This is a genomic window from Pseudomonas sp. 8_5_2 (assembly GCF_059295255.1).
Window position 1 is genome coordinate 5,711,402 of record NZ_CM181238.1, and the last position, 15,223, is coordinate 5,726,624.

Genomic DNA, 15,223 nt, shown 5'->3' on the forward strand with positions numbered 1-15,223 from the left:
AACATGCGTCTCAAAACCGCCATCGCCGCCGCTGCCTTGCTTTCGCTGCCTCTTGGCTCGGCCATGGCCGATACCTTTTGGCGTAACGTGATTTCTTCCGGTGCCACTACCGCATCCAGCTACCTGACCTCGCGGGATCACAAGCTGGTGATGGCGGCGCAGGATGACGCCGGCAGCTTCGTGGCCAGCGAGGGCGCCATTCGCGGGCCGTTCCTGGAGTCGGCGCTGAACCAGGTGCGCGCGGAGAACCCGGGCATGCAGGCATCCGACATGGAGCTGGCCAATGCCATCCTGGCCAAGAACGCGGTAGCCGAATAACCGCGCTGGATTCTTCGCGGGCAAGCCCGCGAAGAATCCACACCATCCTCAGCGATAAGCCTCCACCGGCACACACGCACAGAACAGATTCCTGTCCCCATACACATTGTCGACCCGGTTCACCGCCGGCCAGTACTTGTGCTGACGCACATGAGCACTGGGCGCCACCGCCTGCTCCAGGCTATACGGCCTTTCCCACGCCCCCAGCACATCGGCCAAGGTATGCGGCGCATGCTTGAGCGGGTTGTTCTCCGCTGGCCAGTTGCCCTCCTGCACCTCAGCAATTTCCGCCCGAATCGCCAGCATCGCCTCGACGAACCGGTCCAGCTCGGCCTTCGATTCACTCTCGGTCGGCTCCACCATCAGCGTGCCCGGTACCGGGAATGACATGGTCGGCGCGTGGAAACCATAGTCCATCAGGCGCTTGGCCACGTCCTCCTCGCTGATGCCGGTCAAGGCCTTCAACGGCCGCAGGTCGAGGATGCACTCATGCGCCACCCGCTGGTTGCGCCCGCGATAGAGCACCGGGAAGGCGCCACCCAGCTGGCTGGCCAGGTAGTTGGCCGAGAGAATCGCCACTTCGCTGGCATCGGCCAGCTGTGGCCCCATCATGGCAATGTACATCCAGCTGATCGGCAGAATGCTGGCGCTGCCCCAGGGTGCGGCGCTGACCGCGCTGTTGTTGGGGTCCAGGCCCGGCACCGGTACCACCGGGTGGCTGGCGACAAATGGCGTTAGGTGCGCACGGATGCCGATTGGCCCCATGCCCGGGCCGCCACCGCCGTGGGGGATGCAGAAGGTCTTGTGCAGGTTCATGTGCGAAACGTCGGCGCCGATGTCTGCCGGCCGCGCCAGGCCCACCTGGGCATTGAGGTTGGCGCCGTCCATGTACACCTGCCCGCCGTGCTGATGCACCACCTCGCAGATTTCGCGAATGCCCTCTTCGTACACGCCGTGGGTCGACGGATAGGTGATCATCAGGCATGACAAGCGCTCGCCAGCCGCATGGGCCTTGGCCTTCAGGTCGGCCAGGTCGACGTTGCCATCGTTGTCGCAATCGACGATCACCACCTCCATACCGGCCATTTGCGCCGAAGCCGGGTTGGTACCGTGGGCCGAGGACGGGATCAGGCACAGGGTTCGTTGCGGCTGGTGGCGGCTGCGGTGGTAGCGGGTGATGGCCATCAGGCCGGCGTACTCACCCTGGGCGCCCGAGTTGGGCTGCATGCAGATGGCGTCGAAACCGGTGATCGTACACAGCCAGCTTTCCAGCTCGTCGATCATCGCCTTGTAACCCGTAGCCTGGGCCGCCGGGGCAAACGGGTGCAGTTGGGCGAAACCCGGCCAGGTAATGGGGATCATCTCGCTGGTGGCGTTGAGTTTCATGGTGCACGACCCCAGCGGGATCATCGACTGGTTCAGGGCCAGGTCCTTGTTTTCCAGCTGCTTGAGGTAGCGCAGCATCTCGGTTTCGCTGTGATGCAGGTTGAACACCGGGTGGGCGAGCAATGGCGTGCGCCGCACCAGGTTGGCCGGGATGCCCTCGGGCAGTGCCAGCTGGTCGAGTGCCGCAATGTCCAGGCCGTGGTCGACACCCAGGAAGATGTCCAGCAGGCGCAGCACCGTCTGCTCGTTGCACGTTTCGTCCAGGCTGACACCCAGGTGCCCGCGACCAAGGATGCGCAGGTTGATGTGCGCCGCTTCGGCGCTTTCGATGATGGCGGCCTGCGCGCCACCCACATCCACGGTAAGGGTGTCGAAGAAGTGCTGGTTGAGGCGCTGGATGCCCTTGGCCTCAAGGCCTGCGGCCAGGATGAAGGTCAGCCGATGCACCCGCTGGGCAATACGCTGCAGGCCTTGCGGCCCGTGGTACACCGCATAGAAACCGGCGATATTGGCCAGCAGCACCTGGGCCGTGCAGATATTGGAGTTGGCCTTCTCGCGGCGGATATGCTGCTCACGCGTTTGCAAAGCCATGCGCAGCGCGGTGTTGCCCCGCGCATCGCGGGACACGCCGATGATGCGCCCGGGCATGGCCCTCTTGTAGTCGTCGCGGCAGGCGAAATAGGCAGCATGGGGGCCGCCGTAGCCCATCGGCACGCCGAAGCGCTGGGTCGACCCCAGTACCACATCCGCGCCCAGCTCCCCAGGCGGCGCCAGTACCACCAGGCTGAGCAGGTCGGCAGCGACGCAGGCCAGGGCCTGCTGGCCGTGCAACCGGTCGATCAGCGGGCGCAGGTCGCGCACTTCGCCGTGGGTATCGGGATACTGCAGCAAAGCGCCGAATACCGCGTGTTTGCCAAGGTTATCCACAGAATCGACGATCAGCTCGAAGCCAAAACCCTCGGCACGGGTCTTCAGTACCGACAAGGTCTGTGGATGGCAGTGCTGGTCGGCGAAGAAGGCATTGCTCTTGTTGCGCGCCACCCGTTTGGCCAGGGCCATGGCTTCGGCGGCGGCGGTGGCTTCGTCGAGCAGAGAGGCATTGGCCAGGGCCAGCCCGGTGAGGTCGATGACCATTTGCTGGAAGTTCAGCAGCGCCTCCAGCCGGCCTTGGGCGATCTCGGGTTGATAGGGGGTGTAGGCGGTGTACCAGCCCGGGTTCTCCAGCACGTTGCGCAGGATCACGGTTGGGGTGATGGTGCCGTGGTAGCCCATGCCGATCAGGCTGGTCCAGACCTGGTTCTGCTCTGCGTAACCGGCGAGTTTGGCCAGGGCGGCTTGCTCGTCCAGCGCCGGCGGCAGGTCGAGAGGGCGATTGAGGCGAATATCGGGCGGTACGGTCTGCTCGATCAGCTCACTGCGACTGGTAATGCCCAGCGCATCGAGCATGGCCTGCTGCTCCGCGGCATCGGGGCCCAGGTGGCGACGCAGGAAAGGGTTGAGTTCTTGCAGTTGACGCAGGGACGGCGACTGGGACATGACGACGCTCTCTTCCTGGACCAGGTCTCATGGAGACTTACAAGTCTAGGAAGGGATTGCCGATTCTGCGGGGAAACTTGTTTACAGGCCCGGCCTCTTCGCGGCTAAAGCCGCTCCTACAGGGGGCTGCACCGGTTTCGGGTGCAGCGCTGTATCTGTGTAGGAGCGGCTTTAGCCGCGAAGCAGGCGACGCGGTCTTACTCGCCGATGGCCGCCTTGTAGCCCGCAGCATCCAGCAGTTTGTCCAGCTCGGCCTTGTCAGTAGGCTTCAGCTTGAAGATCCACGCGCCGTAAGGTTCTTCGTTCAGCTGCTCCGGGCTATCGGCCAGCTCTTCGTTCACCGCAATCACTTCGCCACCGATCGGCGCGTAGATATCCGAAGCGGCCTTCACCGACTCGACCACACCGGCAGCGTCGCCAGCGTCAAACACCTTGCCGACTTCGGCCAGTTCGACAAACACCACATCACCCAGGGCTTGCTGGGCGTGGTCGCTGATGCCCACGGTCACCGTGCCGTCGGCTTCCAGGCGGGCCCATTCATGGCTTTCGGCAAAACGCAGGTCGGCGGGGATATTGCTCATGTCTTGAATTCCTCGATTGGCTCAGCGGTAGGCCCGCCGTTAAAAATTGTTCAGATCAGGATCTTGCCGTGGCGCACGAAGGTTGGTTTCACCACCCGCACCGGGTACCACTTGCCGCGGATTTCCACCTCGGCCCGGTCACCGGTAGCCATGGGTACGCGCGCAAGGGCAATGGACTTGCTCAGCGTAGGTGAGAAACTACCACTGGTGATCTCCCCTTCGCCAATGCCGGCTACTCGTACCACCTGGTGGGCACGTAATACACCACGCTCTTCAAGCACTAGGCCAACCAGTTTTTCCTGCACGCCGTGCTCGATTTCCGCCAACAGGCCGGTGCGGCCGATGAAGTCGCGGTCGGCTGGCTCCCAGGCGATCGACCAGCCCAGGTTGGAGGTGAGCGGGGTGTGGGCTTCGTCGATATCCTGGCCGTACAGGTTCATGCCGGCTTCCAGGCGCAGGGTATCGCGGGCGCCTAGCCCGCTTGGAGCAATGCCGGCACCGACCAGATCGTTGAAGAAAGCCACGGCCTGATCACCCGGGAAGATGATCTCAAGGCCGTCTTCACCGGTGTACCCGGTGCGGGCAATGAACCAGTCACCTTCCGCTACGCCTTCGAACGGGCGCAGCTCACGCACCAGAGCGGCGCGCGAGGCACTGAGCAAAGCTGCGACTTTTTCGCGGGCGTGCGGCCCCTGGATGGCGAGAATGGCCAGGTCGGGGCGTGCCTTGAAGCTCACGGAATGGTCGGCCTGCTGAAGCTCAAGCCAATCGAGCACCTTGGCCCGGGTGGCGGCGTTGGTAACCAGGCGATAGCCGTTTGCCGTGCGGTAGACGATCAGATCATCGATGACGCAGCCCTGCTCGTTAAGCAGCGGGCTGTACATCGCCTTGCCAACCCCTTCGAGCCGGGCGACATCGTTGGCCAGCAGATGCTGCAGCCAGACAGTGGCGTCAGCGCCATCGACATCGATCACCGTCATGTGGGAAACATCGAAAACCCCACAGTCGCTACGCACCTGATGGTGCTCTTCCACCTGCGAGCCATAGTGCAGGGGCATGTCCCAGCCACCGAAATCGACCGTCTTGGCACCTAGCGCCAGGTGCAGGTCATACAAAAGCGTGCGCTGTCCCATGGGTTTCTCCTTCCGGGCGTGGCGAAGCGGCGGCGGTCGATGACGTTTGGTCGTCAGCTCTTCTTGTAGGACCCGCCGCGCGAATGCCGCGCATTGTAGCCGCAAGGTCGCGAACTGGCATCCTCACTGACTGTGACCGGGTCGTCGTGCCGAACGGCGGATCAGGCCGATAACCGGCAGCAAGCCCACAACTATCAGGGTCAGCGCCGGCAACGAGGCCCGCGCCCACTCGCCTTCGCTGGTCATCTCGAACACGCGCACCGCGAGGGTATCCCAGCCGAACGGACGCATCAGCAAGGTGGCCGGCATTTCCTTGAGCACATCGACGAACACCAGCAGGGCCGCGCTCAGCGCACCCGGTACCAGCAACGGCAGATACACCTTGAAAAACAATCTTGCGCCACCTACGCCCAGGCTGCGCGAGGCCTCGGGCAATGACGGGCGAATGCGCTCCAGACTGCTTTCCAGCGGCCCGTAGGCCACCGCGATGAAGCGCACCAGATAAGCCAGCAGCAACGCCGACAGGCTGCCGAGCAGCAGCGGCTTGCCCGCCCCGCCCAGCCAGGTCGACAGCGGGATGACCAGGTGGTTGTCGAGGTAACTGAAGGCCAGCATGATCGCCACCGCCAGCACCGAACCTGGCAAGGCATAGCCCAGGTTGGCCAGCCCGACCCCGGCGCGGATACCGCCTGTCGGCGCCTGGCGCCGGGCAAACGCCAGCAGCAATGCCACGCACACCGTCACCAGCGCCGCCATGCCGCCCAGGTACAGGGTGTGCAGTACCAGGCCGACATAGCGCTCGTCCAGGTCATGCCTGCCGCGCTGCCAGAACCACGCCAGCAGCTGCAGCAGCGGGATGACGAAGGCGCAGGCAAACACCAGCAGGCACCAGCCGCTGGCCAGCAACGCCTTGACCCCACGCAGGTGATACAGCGCCTGCGCCCGCGGGCGTTCGTTGCCGCTGCGGCTGGCGCCCCGTGCCCGGCGCTCGCCGTACAGCACCAGCATCACCGCCAGCAACAGCAGGCTGGCCAGCTGCGCCGCGCTGGAAAGGCTGAAGAAGCCGTACCAGGTCTTGTAGATGGCGGTGGTGAAAGTGTCGAAGTTGAACACCGCCACCGCACCGAAGTCAGCCAGGGTTTCCATCAGGGCCAAGGCAATACCGGCACCGATTGCCGGCCGCGCCATGGGCAGGGCCACGCGCCAGAACGCCTGCAGGGGGGACAAGCCGAGTACGCGGGCCGCTTCCATCAGGCCCTTGCCCTGGGCCAGGAACGCCGTGCGTGCCAGCAGGTAGACATAGGGGTAGAACACCAGCACCAGCACGATGATCACCCCGCCGGTGGAGCGCACGCGTGGCAGGCGCATCGGCCCGAATACCTCGCGCAGGGCGGTTTGCACCGGGCCGGCGAAGTCCAGCAGGCCGACGAAGACGAATGCCAGCACGTAGGCCGGGATGGCGAATGGCAGCATCAGTGCCCAGTCCAGCCAGCGCCTGCCGGGGAACTCGCAGAGGCTGGTGAGCCATGCCAGGCTCACGCCCAGCACGGTGACGCCGATGCCGACCCCCACCACCAGGGTCAGGGTATTGCCGAGCAGGCGGCTCATCTGGGTGTCGAGCAGGTGCGACCAGATCTGCAGGTCGATCGATTGCCAGGACAGCAGCAGGACGCTGAGGGGCAGGAGTACCAGGGCCGCGATCAGTGAGACCGGGAGGTACCAGCGGCGTTGGGGGGTGTGAGGCAAGGCTTGGTTCTCGATTGCGATGGCGACCGCTGCGCGGTCGTTCGCGGCGGTTCGGCGTTCCGATGAACCGCCGCGAAAGGGCCCTTGCAGGCCCCGGAAGGATAAGCCTTGGCGCTTAGTTGTAGCCAGCCCGATCCATCAGGCGGATGGCCTCAGCCTGGCGCTTGCCGGCAATTTCCACAGGAATGCTGTCAGCCTTGAAGCTGCCCCACGCCGCGACTTCCTCCGAAGGCTTGACCTTAGGGTTGGCCGGGAACTCCTGGTTGATGTCGGCAAACAGCTTCTGCGCCTCCTCGCCAGTCATCCATTCCACCAGTTTTTTCGCCGCTTCCGGGTGTGGTGCGTGCTTGGTCAGGCCGATGCCCGACAGGTTCACGTGCACGCCACGGTCACCCTGGTTGGGCCAGAAGATCTTCACCGGCAGCTGCGGGTTCTGCTTGTGCAGGCGGCCGTAGTAATAGGTGTTGACCACGCCCACGTCGCATTGGCCAGCCGCGACCGCCTGGATCACGGCGTTGTCGTCGGAGAACACATCGGTGGACAGGTTGTTGACCCAGCCTTTGACGATCTGCTCGGTCTTGGCCTCGCCATGGGTTTCGATCAGGGTGCCGGTCAGCGACTGGTTGTACACCTTCTTCGCTGTACGCAGGCACAGGCGGCCTTCCCATTGCTTGTCGGCCAGGGCCTCGTAAGTGCTCAGCTCCTGCGGCTTGACCCGCTCGGTGGCGTAGATGATGGTGCGCGCCCGCAGGCTAAGGCCGGTCCATTCATGGGACGAGGCGCGGTACTGGGGCGGGATGTTCTGGTCGATGATGTCGGACTTGATCGGCTGCAGGATGCCCATCTGCTCGGCTTGCCAGAGGTTGCCGGCATCCACGGTCAGCAGCAGGTCGGCCACGCCGTTATCGCCCTCGGCCTTGATGCGCTGCATCAACGGTGCTTCCTTGTCGGTGATGAACTTGATCTTCACCCCGGTCTTGGCGGTATAGGCATCGAAGACCGGCTTGATCAGCTCGTCGATGCGCGAGGAGTACACCACCACTTCGTCTGCTGCCTGGGCAGTGCCGCCGAACAGGGTCAGGGCCAGGGCGGCCAGTAGGGGCTTGCGTGGCAACATGGAAAGCACTCCTCGGATCGTATGAGAGGCGCAAATGGTAGTGAATCCCATTTTCCAGCTCACCCTCCGCGCAGTTACCGGATGTTGCAGAAGCCGCACATTGCCTTTGTAGGAGCCGCCTTGTGCTGCGAAAGGGCCAGCAGCCTGATCCAGATGTTCGGCTAGGCTACCGAGCCTCTTGGCAGCACAAGGCTGCTCCAACAAGGCATTGTCGGCGGCCTTCAGGCCTTTGCCAGATCTGGCAGGTCACCACTGAGCCCCAACGCCTGACGCACAAACAGTGCCTTGGCCTCCGGCATCTGCTCTACCAGTTTCAACCCGCTGTTACGCAACCAGCGCAGCGGCAACGGATTGGCCTGGAACAACCGCTCGAAGCCCTCCATCGCCGCCATCAACGCCAGGTTGTGCGGCATGCGCCGGCGCTCGTAGCGGCTCAGCACCTTCACATCCGCCAACCGCTCGCCACGCTCGCAGGCATTGACCAGTACCTCGGCCAGCACCGCCGCATCCAGAAAGCCCAGGTTCACGCCCTGCCCCGCCAGCGGGTGAATGGTGTGCGCAGCATCACCGATCAAGGCCAGACCTTCTTGCACATAGCGCTTGGCGTGACGCTGTCGCAGCGGCACGCACACCCGTGGGTCGGCCTGCAGTACATCGCCCAGTCGGCCCTCGAAGGCCCGCTCCAGCGCCTGCAGGAACGCCGTTTCATCCAGCGCCATCAGTCGCTCGGCGTGCTCCGGGGTGGTCGACCAGACAATCGAGCACCAGTCCTGCTGGCCATCGCGGGTCAATGGCAGGAAGGCCAGGGGCCCTTCATCGGTGAAGCGCTGCCAGGCGGTAGCCTGGTGCCCGGCGCTGCAACGCACACTGGTGACGATGGCATGGTGCAGGTAATCCCACTCGCGGGTTTCGCAACCGGCCAGGCGCCGTACCGCCGAGTTGGCGCCGTCGGCCGCGATCACCAACGGCGCGCGCAGTTGCCTGCCATCGGCCAGAGTCAGCAGCCACTCGTCACCGGAGCGGCGCAGTTGCTCCAGCCGCGCATTGGCCAGCAAGCCGATGTCGCTGTCATGCAGGCGTTCCAGCAGGCCATCCTGCACCACCCGGTTCTCGACGATATGGCCGAGCACCTGGGCATGCACGCTGGCGGCCGAAAAGTGAATCTGCCCGGTGCCACTGCCATCCCACACGTGCATGTCCGAGTAAGGCGTGGCACGCCGCCGGGCAATGCCCTCCCAGGCGCCAAGGCGCTCGAGGATGCGCTGGCTGGCGGCCGACAACGCACTGACGCGTGGCTCGAACGCGGCCTGGGCATCGAACGGCTTGACCGTCAGCGGGCCACCGTCGAGCAACAGGATTTGCAGGCCACTGTGGCGCAATGCCAGGGCCAGAGCGCTGCCGACCATACCGGCACCGACAATCAACAGATCTGCGCGCATTTCCATGCCTTACGCCAGCCTCGCTTGCGGCTTCAGCCGCACGTATAGGGTTTTATCGACCCGCGCCACCAGCTCACCGGCGCCATCGCGGATATCAACCTGCAAACGCGGCAGGCACTTCTTGCCGGTGGCGGCCTGCTGGCGAATGTCGTCCAGCAGCGCGTCATCGACGTGGAATTCGGCATATACCGGGCCTTTGCCCGGCGAAATGAAGTCGATGCTGGCGGCTTTGTCCCAGACAATGTAGTCGCGCCCCAGTTGCTCGATCAGCAGCAGCATGTAGAACGGGTCGACCATCGAATACAGGCTGCCACCAAACTGGGTACCGACGTAGTTGCGGTTCCAGCGGGTCAGCTTCATGCACACCTTTACGCTGCGCAGGTCCGGGCTGATGTGCTGGATACGGATGCCGGCACCGAGGTACGGCGGGTAAAGGTTCAACAGCCAGCGCAACATGCGCGCCCGGCGCGCCAGCCTGCGGGGGTTGCTCATGCCTGGCCCCGCGGATTGGGGCGGGTGCCCAGGCCCATGGCCTGGCGGGCAAACCAGCTTTTGGCCGGCGGCAGCAGATCCAGGCCAAGCAGGCCGAGGTTGCGCCCGGCGGCCAGCAGTGGCTGGTTGCTGCCGAACAGCCGGGTGACCTGGTCGGAAAAACCGATGGTCAAGGCCTGGTCCGTACGCTGGCGTTGGCGATAGGCCTGCAGCGTGGCCAGGTCGCCGGGTTGCTGCGGGCCAGCCAGCAGCGCGTCGGCCAGCGACTGCACGTCACGCAGCGACAGGTTGAAACCCTGGCCGGCGATGGGGTGCAGGCTGTGCGCGGCGTTGCCCAGCACCACCAGGTGCGGGCGCACCTGCTCTTGGGCCTCGATCAATGACAGTGGATAAAGGTGCCGCGCGCCTACCTGGCGCAAGGCACCCAGGCGGTAGCCGAACACACCCTGCAGCTCGCGCAGGAAGCTGCGTTCGTCGATGTCGGCCAGACGCCGCGCGTCCATGCCCTGCCGGGTCCAGACCAGTGCACAGCGGTTGTCCGGCAGCGGCAGCAAGGCCATCGGGCCTTCTTCGGTAAACCGTTCAAAGGCCTGGCCGCCATGGGCCTCGCCCGGGGTGATGTTGGCGATCAACGCACTTTGCTGGTAAGGCGTATGGCGCACGTGAATCCCCAGTTGCTCGCGCAGGCCAGAGCGGCCACCGTCGGCCAGTACCGCCAGGTCGCACTCCAGCTGGGTTTCATCGTTGAGCACAAGGCGGTAGCCGCCTTCGATGGCCTGCATCGACGTCACTTCCGCCGGGCAGCGCCAGCTCACCACGTCGCTGTCCAACCCTTGCCACAGGCACTGGCCGAGCCAGGCGTTTTCCACCACGTAGCCCAACGCCGGCACGCCTTCTTCCAGTGCATCCAGGCGGGTGGCGCCAAAGCGTCCACGGTCGGAAACATGAATCTGCCGGATCGGCTCGGCGCGGCGGCCGATGGCCTGCCACAGGCCCAGTTGCTGATAGATCTGCTGGGTACCGAACGACAGCGCCGAAGAGCGCGCATCGTAGCTGGGCTGGAAGCTGTCGCCGGGAGCAAACGGCTCGATCAGCATGATTTTCCAGCCACGTGCCTTGGCCCCGGCCTGCAGGGCCAAGGCCAGGCTTGCGCCCACCAGGCCACCGCCGATGATCGCCAGGTTCACTCGATTCATGCGGCGTCCTTGCGGGCAGCCAGCATCAGCGCCTCGATCTCCGCGACCGTGCGCGGCACACCCGAGGTGAGGATTTCACAACCTTGCCTGGTGACTACCACGTCGTCCTCGATCCTTACACCAATGCCACGCCACTTTTTGGCCACGGCCTGATTATCGGCACCTATGTAAATGCCCGGTTCGACGGTCAGCGCCATGCCGGGTTCCAGCACCCGCCACTCGCCGCCCACCTTGTACTCGCCAACGTCATGCACATCCATGCCCAGCCAGTGCCCGGCGCGGTGCATGTAGAAGGCGCGATAGGCCTCGCTGTCGATCAGCGCCTGCACCTCGCCTTCAAGCAGGCCCAGTTCAACCAGGCCCTCGGTGATGACCTGCACGGTCGCCTCGTGGGCGTGGTTCCAGTGCTTGCCAGGGGCAATCTCGGCAAACGCCGCCGCCTGCGCCTTGAGTACCAGCTCGTAGATGGCCTTCTGCTCCGGCGAAAACCGCCCGCTGACCGGGAAGGTGCGGGTGATGTCACTGGCATAACAATCGATTTCGCAGCCAGCGTCGATCAGCACCAGGTCACCGTCCTTGAGCAGGGCGTCGTTCTGCTGGTAATGCAGGATGCAGCCATTGCGCCCGGCCGCGACGATCGAGCCGTAGGCCGGCATCTTCGCCCCGCCCTTGCGGAACTCGTAGTCCAGCTCGGCTTCGAGGCTGTACTCGTGCAGCCCGGCACGGCAGGCCTGCATGGCCCGCACATGGGCACGCGCAGAAATATCTGCAGCTGCGCGCATCACCTTCACTTCCGCCGCCGATTTATACAGGCGCATGTCGTGCAGCAGGTGATTCAGCGCAACGAATTCGTTCGGCGGCTGCGCGCCCAGACGCGCTTTGGAGCGGATCACATTGATCCAGTCCATCAGCCGACGGTCGAACTCGGGGTTGCTGCCCATCGCGCTGTAGACCCGCTCGCGGCCTTCGATCAGGCCCGGCAGGATTTCGTCGATATCGGTGATGGGGAAGGCATCGTCGGCGCCAAAATCGCGCACCGCGCCTTCCTGGCCGGCCCGCAGGCCGTCCCACAGCTCGCGCTCAGGGTTGCGTTCACGGCAGAACAGCACGTATTCGCCGTGTTCGCGCCCGGGGATCAGCGCAATCACCGCCTCCGGCTCCGGGAAGCCGCTGAGGTACTGGAAATCGCTGTCCTGGCGGTACACATGCTCGACGTCGCGGTTGCGGATGGCAACGGCGGCGGCGGGCAGGATGGCAATACTGTTGGGGACCATCTGCGCCATCAGCGCCTTGCGCCGACGGGCATACTCGGCCTTGGGAATGTGGCTCATGGGCAGACTACCCCCGGTTGATCAGTGCAGCGATGGCTTGGGCGCGGGTGCGGCCGGCTTGGCCAGCTCGGAGAACAGCAGCAGGGGCGCCACGCGCAGGTATTCCATGACCTCCATGTAGTCGCTCTCGCCGTCTTCGGATTCTTCGAGGGCTTCCTGCACCTGGGAAATGGCCACCAGGTCCTGCAGCACGTCCTTGGCCTCGTCGGACAAGTCCTTGCCGCCGGCGTTCAGGCCGAAACCGGTAATGAAGCCCTGGCACCACTGGCCCAGCGCGGTGGCGCGGTCGGTCAGTGCGGCGTCATCGGTAGGCAGCAGCAGGACGATCGCCATGTCGTCGCTGGTCAGCTCGCCCTTGACCATTTCCTGCAGGCCGATGAGGGCGTTGCGCACGGCGTCACCGGGTTCGTTTTCCAGCAGCTGGGCAGCATCGGCCAGCCAGGCATCGGCATCGAAGCCGGCACCGGCGCAGCTGCGGCCGATCAGCAGGCCGTGCAGTTCGGCAGGGGTGACAGGGTGGCCATTGCTGGAAAGCAGCATGGCGAAGGCGATGTAGGGCGATTGGGTATTGGGCATGGTCTGCTAGGCGCCAGACGGCGCAATGACTAGAATGGAGACCTTGTATCCTAGCACCGGCAGGCGCGCCAAGACCATCGGCACTGGCCGTCGCCGCCCAGGGAGAGGCATCATCGCCAGGTGACTGAACGACGGAGCGAATCGAGTGCAACCTACGCAAGAGAACGACCTGCAGGCACTGATGAGCCGATTCGAGTTGCTGATCGAGCGCGTCGAGCAACTAAAACGGCAAAATGCACTCCTAGTAGCTCAGGAAAAATCCTGGCGCGAAGAGCGCGCCCACCTCATCGAAAAGAACGAGATCGCCAAGCGCAAAGTCGAGTCGATGATTTTACGCCTCAAGGCTCTGGAGCAAGACTCATGAGTTCAAGCAATAGCGTCACCGTGCAGATCCTCGACAAGGAATACTCGATCATCTGCCCGCCGGAAGAGCGCAACAACCTGGTCAGCGCCGCGCGCTACCTGGACGGCAAGATGCGCGAAATCCGCAGCAGCGGCAAGGTGATTGGCGCTGACCGCATTGCGGTGATGGCCGCCTTGAACATCACCCACGAAATGCTCCACCGCCAGGAAGACCGGGCCGATGCGCCGGTCAGCAACACCAACCGTGAACAGGTGCGCGACCTGCTGGATCGGGTCGACAAGGCTTTGTCCGACGACACGGATACCAAAATCGGCTGAGATTGGTATACTGGCGCCACTCCCTGGTGGATGCGCCAGTCGGTTATGTCCCTGAGCCGATACGCACAACCACGGGGGTTGCACGCTGGGGCCGGTGTGCATGTCCGCCCGACGGAAAGCCTTAACGCCCCCTGCAATCTCCACCTTGAACTTTCGGGTTCAAGGGCTACACCGATAGCGGTCTTATCGGGGAGCCTGAATTCCTTGCCCGCCCCCTCGGCGGGCAATTCGTTTTGGCCGACACTGTCGGCCAGCACATCCGGGATTGATCGTGCCATGACCGACACCGCGCCGCTCACACGTCCCCAGCTCCGTCGCCTGCTCCGCAATGCCCGCCGCGCCCTCAGCCCTGCCCAGCAACGCCAGGCCACCCTTGGTCTGTACCGCCAACTGGCGCAGCACCCGCTGTTCCGCCGCGCCCGGCACATTGCCCTGTACCTGCCCAACGACGGCGAAATCGACCCCTGCCTGCTGATGCGCGAAGCCCAGCGCCGCGGCAAGCGCACCTACCTGCCGGTGCTGCATGCCTGGCCGCGGACGCGCATGGTGTTCCAGCGCTTCGAGCATGGCGAGAAGCTGAAGCCCAACCGCTTTCGTATCCCCGAGCCGGTTACCGACCGCAAGCGCCAGCGCCCGATCTGGGCGCTGGACCTGATCCTGCTACCGCTGGTCGGCTTCGACGAAGTGGGTGGTCGCTTGGGTATGGGCGGTGGTTTCTACGATCGCAGCCTGGCCTACCAGGCACGTCGCCAGACCTGGAAGAAACCTTTGCTGCTGGGGCTGGCGCATGAATGCCAGAAGGTCGAACGGCTGGCGCAGGCCAGCTGGGACGTACCGCTGCGGGGCACGGTGTCGGACCGTGACTGGTACCTGGCACCGCGTTGAGCGGCGCCAGCGGGGGTATCAACGGTGTGGCTGGCTGGCGTCGACCGGCATCTGATAGGCGTCGTCCAGCTTGCGCTCCCAGAACCCTTGCGCATAACCGGTAGTGACCACACCCAGGCCGAAGATGAACACCAGGATCCACAGCAGATCCGGCTTTTTACGTTGATTCATTGAAGATTGCCCCCCAGGCAAACTGTTCTGTACTCGGCGATATTCTGGGTACCGCCGGCGCATCGCGCTTTAAACGGGGCGCATTTTCCGACAACCTGCGCCCACACGCAAACCTTGACGCCAACCGGCTGTCGGTTTCGTGCAACAGGTTATTTCAAACCTTTTCAGGAGCAGCATCCATGGCCTACTGGCTAATGAAATCCGAGCCCGACGAGCTCTCTATCGAAGCCCTTGGCCGGCTGGGTGAAACGCGCTGGGACGGCGTGCGCAACTACCAGGCACGCAATTTTCTGCGGGCGATGAGCGTTGGTGACGAGTTTTTCTTCTATCACTCCAGTTGCCCACAGCCCGGGATCGCCGGTATTGCCAGAATCACTCGCGCTGCTTACCCGGACCCGACAGCCCTGGACCCGCAGAGCCACTATCACGATGCCAAGGCCACCCCCGACAAGAACCCGTGGAGCGCGGTGGATGTGGCCCATGTGCAAACGTTCCCGCGGGTGCTGGAGCTGGGCTGGCTGAAACAGCAGGCTGGCCTGGCGGAATTGCCGCTGGTGCAAAAGGGCAGCCGGCTGTCGGTGATGCCGGTAACGGCCGAACAGTGGGCGGTGGTCGTCGCGTTGCGGTGAAATCGG

The 15,223-nt window shown here is 64.3% G+C and carries 16 protein-coding genes and 1 other RNA gene; 6 read left to right on the forward strand and 11 right to left on the reverse strand.

What is annotated here, in order from left to right; genetic code table 11:
- The first annotated feature begins 3 nt into the window (after positions 1 to 3).
- On the forward strand, positions 4 to 318 hold the full coding sequence (locus tag AC5O5R_RS26085; protein ID WP_172219471.1) for a DUF2388 domain-containing protein: 315 nt from the start codon (positions 4 to 6) through the stop codon (positions 316 to 318).
- A 48-nt stretch (positions 319 to 366) separates the two neighbouring features.
- Here AC5O5R_RS26085 and gcvP read toward each other — a convergent pair whose 3' ends face one another.
- The 10 genes from gcvP to AC5O5R_RS26135 form a co-directional block, all read right to left on the reverse strand.
- On the reverse strand, positions 367 to 3,240 hold the full coding sequence (gcvP, locus tag AC5O5R_RS26090) for an aminomethyl-transferring glycine dehydrogenase (RefSeq protein ID WP_172219473.1): 2,874 nt from the start codon (positions 3,238 to 3,240) through the stop codon (positions 367 to 369).
- A 197-nt stretch (positions 3,241 to 3,437) separates the two neighbouring features.
- Entirely contained in the window at positions 3,438 to 3,821 is a 384-nt protein-coding gene (gene gcvH / locus AC5O5R_RS26095) for a glycine cleavage system protein GcvH (protein WP_494511825.1), read from the reverse strand.
- A 50-nt stretch (positions 3,822 to 3,871) separates the two neighbouring features.
- The gene (gcvT, locus tag AC5O5R_RS26100; protein ID WP_494511826.1) at positions 3,872 to 4,954 is read right to left on the reverse strand and encodes a glycine cleavage system aminomethyltransferase GcvT; all 1,083 of its coding nucleotides are present in this window, start codon (positions 4,952 to 4,954) and stop codon (positions 3,872 to 3,874) included.
- Between the two features lie 123 nt (positions 4,955 to 5,077).
- The gene (locus AC5O5R_RS26105; protein ID WP_172285299.1) at positions 5,078 to 6,700 is read right to left on the reverse strand and encodes an ABC transporter permease; all 1,623 of its coding nucleotides are present in this window, start codon (positions 6,698 to 6,700) and stop codon (positions 5,078 to 5,080) included.
- A gap of 115 nt (positions 6,701 to 6,815) precedes the next feature.
- Positions 6,816 to 7,817, reverse strand: coding sequence for an extracellular solute-binding protein (locus AC5O5R_RS26110; RefSeq protein WP_172219481.1), 1,002 nt, complete (start codon positions 7,815 to 7,817; stop codon positions 6,816 to 6,818).
- Positions 7,818 to 8,038: 221 nt separating this feature from the next.
- Entirely contained in the window at positions 8,039 to 9,256 is a 1,218-nt protein-coding gene (locus tag AC5O5R_RS26115) for a 2-octaprenyl-3-methyl-6-methoxy-1,4-benzoquinol hydroxylase (protein ID WP_172285298.1), read from the reverse strand.
- A gap of 9 nt (positions 9,257 to 9,265) precedes the next feature.
- Positions 9,266 to 9,748, reverse strand: a complete 483-nt coding sequence (locus tag AC5O5R_RS26120; RefSeq protein WP_494511827.1) for a DUF4442 domain-containing protein — start codon at positions 9,746 to 9,748, stop codon at positions 9,266 to 9,268.
- Positions 9,745 to 10,944, reverse strand: a complete 1,200-nt coding sequence (ubiH, locus tag AC5O5R_RS26125) for a 2-octaprenyl-6-methoxyphenyl hydroxylase (protein ID WP_494514847.1) — start codon at positions 10,942 to 10,944, stop codon at positions 9,745 to 9,747. The genes AC5O5R_RS26120 and ubiH overlap by 4 nt, the downstream gene beginning before the upstream one ends.
- Positions 10,941 to 12,275, reverse strand: a complete 1,335-nt coding sequence (gene pepP, locus AC5O5R_RS26130) for a Xaa-Pro aminopeptidase (RefSeq protein ID WP_172219489.1) — start codon at positions 12,273 to 12,275, stop codon at positions 10,941 to 10,943. Before pepP ends, ubiH begins: the two co-directional genes overlap by 4 nt.
- A 21-nt stretch (positions 12,276 to 12,296) precedes the next feature.
- Positions 12,297 to 12,851, reverse strand: coding sequence for a YecA/YgfB family protein (locus AC5O5R_RS26135; RefSeq protein ID WP_172287062.1), 555 nt, complete (start codon positions 12,849 to 12,851; stop codon positions 12,297 to 12,299).
- Between the two features lie 181 nt (positions 12,852 to 13,032).
- Between AC5O5R_RS26135 and AC5O5R_RS26140 the strand changes: the two genes are divergently transcribed.
- The 4 genes from AC5O5R_RS26140 to AC5O5R_RS26155 all read left to right on the forward strand — a co-directional run bounded on the left by AC5O5R_RS26140 (position 13,033) and on the right by AC5O5R_RS26155 (position 14,417).
- Positions 13,033 to 13,215, forward strand: a complete 183-nt coding sequence (locus AC5O5R_RS26140; RefSeq protein ID WP_029886233.1) for a TIGR02449 family protein — start codon at positions 13,033 to 13,035, stop codon at positions 13,213 to 13,215.
- Positions 13,212 to 13,532 (forward strand): cell division protein ZapA, encoded by a 321-nt coding sequence (locus AC5O5R_RS26145; protein ID WP_172219495.1) that lies wholly within the window; start codon positions 13,212 to 13,214, stop codon positions 13,530 to 13,532. Before AC5O5R_RS26140 ends, AC5O5R_RS26145 begins: the two co-directional genes overlap by 4 nt.
- A gap of 17 nt (positions 13,533 to 13,549) precedes the next feature.
- A non-coding RNA gene (gene ssrS, locus AC5O5R_RS26150) (6S RNA) lies at positions 13,550 to 13,729 on the forward strand.
- Positions 13,730 to 13,808: 79 nt separating this feature from the next.
- Positions 13,809 to 14,417: a 5-formyltetrahydrofolate cyclo-ligase gene (locus AC5O5R_RS26155; protein WP_494514848.1), complete on the forward strand. Its 609-nt coding sequence runs from the start codon at positions 13,809 to 13,811 to the stop codon at positions 14,415 to 14,417.
- Between the two features lie 18 nt (positions 14,418 to 14,435).
- Here AC5O5R_RS26155 and AC5O5R_RS26160 read toward each other — a convergent pair whose 3' ends face one another.
- Positions 14,436 to 14,588: a hypothetical protein gene (locus AC5O5R_RS26160; protein ID WP_172219499.1), complete on the reverse strand. Its 153-nt coding sequence runs from the start codon at positions 14,586 to 14,588 to the stop codon at positions 14,436 to 14,438.
- A 179-nt stretch (positions 14,589 to 14,767) separates the two neighbouring features.
- On the opposite strand from AC5O5R_RS26160, the gene AC5O5R_RS26165 reads away from it, so the two are divergent.
- On the forward strand, positions 14,768 to 15,217 hold the full coding sequence (locus AC5O5R_RS26165; RefSeq protein WP_172219511.1) for an EVE domain-containing protein: 450 nt from the start codon (positions 14,768 to 14,770) through the stop codon (positions 15,215 to 15,217).
- Positions 15,218 to 15,223: the final 6 nt, after the last annotated feature.

Coding starts and splice junctions, on each gene's coding strand:
- AC5O5R_RS26085 (WP_172219471.1), top strand. CDS start 4: ATGCGTCTCAAAACCGCCATCGCCGCCGCTGCCTTGCTTTCGCTGCCT.
- gcvP (WP_172219473.1), bottom strand. CDS start 3,240: ATGTCCCAGTCGCCGTCCCTGCGTCAACTGCAAGAACTCAACCCTTTC.
- gcvH (WP_494511825.1), bottom strand. CDS start 3,821: ATGAGCAATATCCCCGCCGACCTGCGTTTTGCCGAAAGCCATGAATGG.
- gcvT (WP_494511826.1), bottom strand. CDS start 4,954: ATGGGACAGCGCACGCTTTTGTATGACCTGCACCTGGCGCTAGGTGCC.
- AC5O5R_RS26110 (WP_172219481.1), bottom strand. CDS start 7,817: ATGTTGCCACGCAAGCCCCTACTGGCCGCCCTGGCCCTGACCCTGTTC.
- AC5O5R_RS26115 (WP_172285298.1), bottom strand. CDS start 9,256: ATGCGCGCAGATCTGTTGATTGTCGGTGCCGGTATGGTCGGCAGCGCT.
- AC5O5R_RS26120 (WP_494511827.1), bottom strand. CDS start 9,748: ATGAGCAACCCCCGCAGGCTGGCGCGCCGGGCGCGCATGTTGCGCTGG.
- ubiH (WP_494514847.1), bottom strand. CDS start 10,944: ATGAATCGAGTGAACCTGGCGATCATCGGCGGTGGCCTGGTGGGCGCA.
- pepP (WP_172219489.1), bottom strand. CDS start 12,275: ATGAGCCACATTCCCAAGGCCGAGTATGCCCGTCGGCGCAAGGCGCTG.
- AC5O5R_RS26135 (WP_172287062.1), bottom strand. CDS start 12,851: ATGCCCAATACCCAATCGCCCTACATCGCCTTCGCCATGCTGCTTTCC.
- AC5O5R_RS26140 (WP_029886233.1), top strand. CDS start 13,033: ATGAGCCGATTCGAGTTGCTGATCGAGCGCGTCGAGCAACTAAAACGG.
- AC5O5R_RS26145 (WP_172219495.1), top strand. CDS start 13,212: ATGAGTTCAAGCAATAGCGTCACCGTGCAGATCCTCGACAAGGAATAC.
- AC5O5R_RS26155 (WP_494514848.1), top strand. CDS start 13,809: ATGACCGACACCGCGCCGCTCACACGTCCCCAGCTCCGTCGCCTGCTC.
- AC5O5R_RS26160 (WP_172219499.1), bottom strand. CDS start 14,588: ATGAATCAACGTAAAAAGCCGGATCTGCTGTGGATCCTGGTGTTCATC.
- AC5O5R_RS26165 (WP_172219511.1), top strand. CDS start 14,768: ATGGCCTACTGGCTAATGAAATCCGAGCCCGACGAGCTCTCTATCGAA.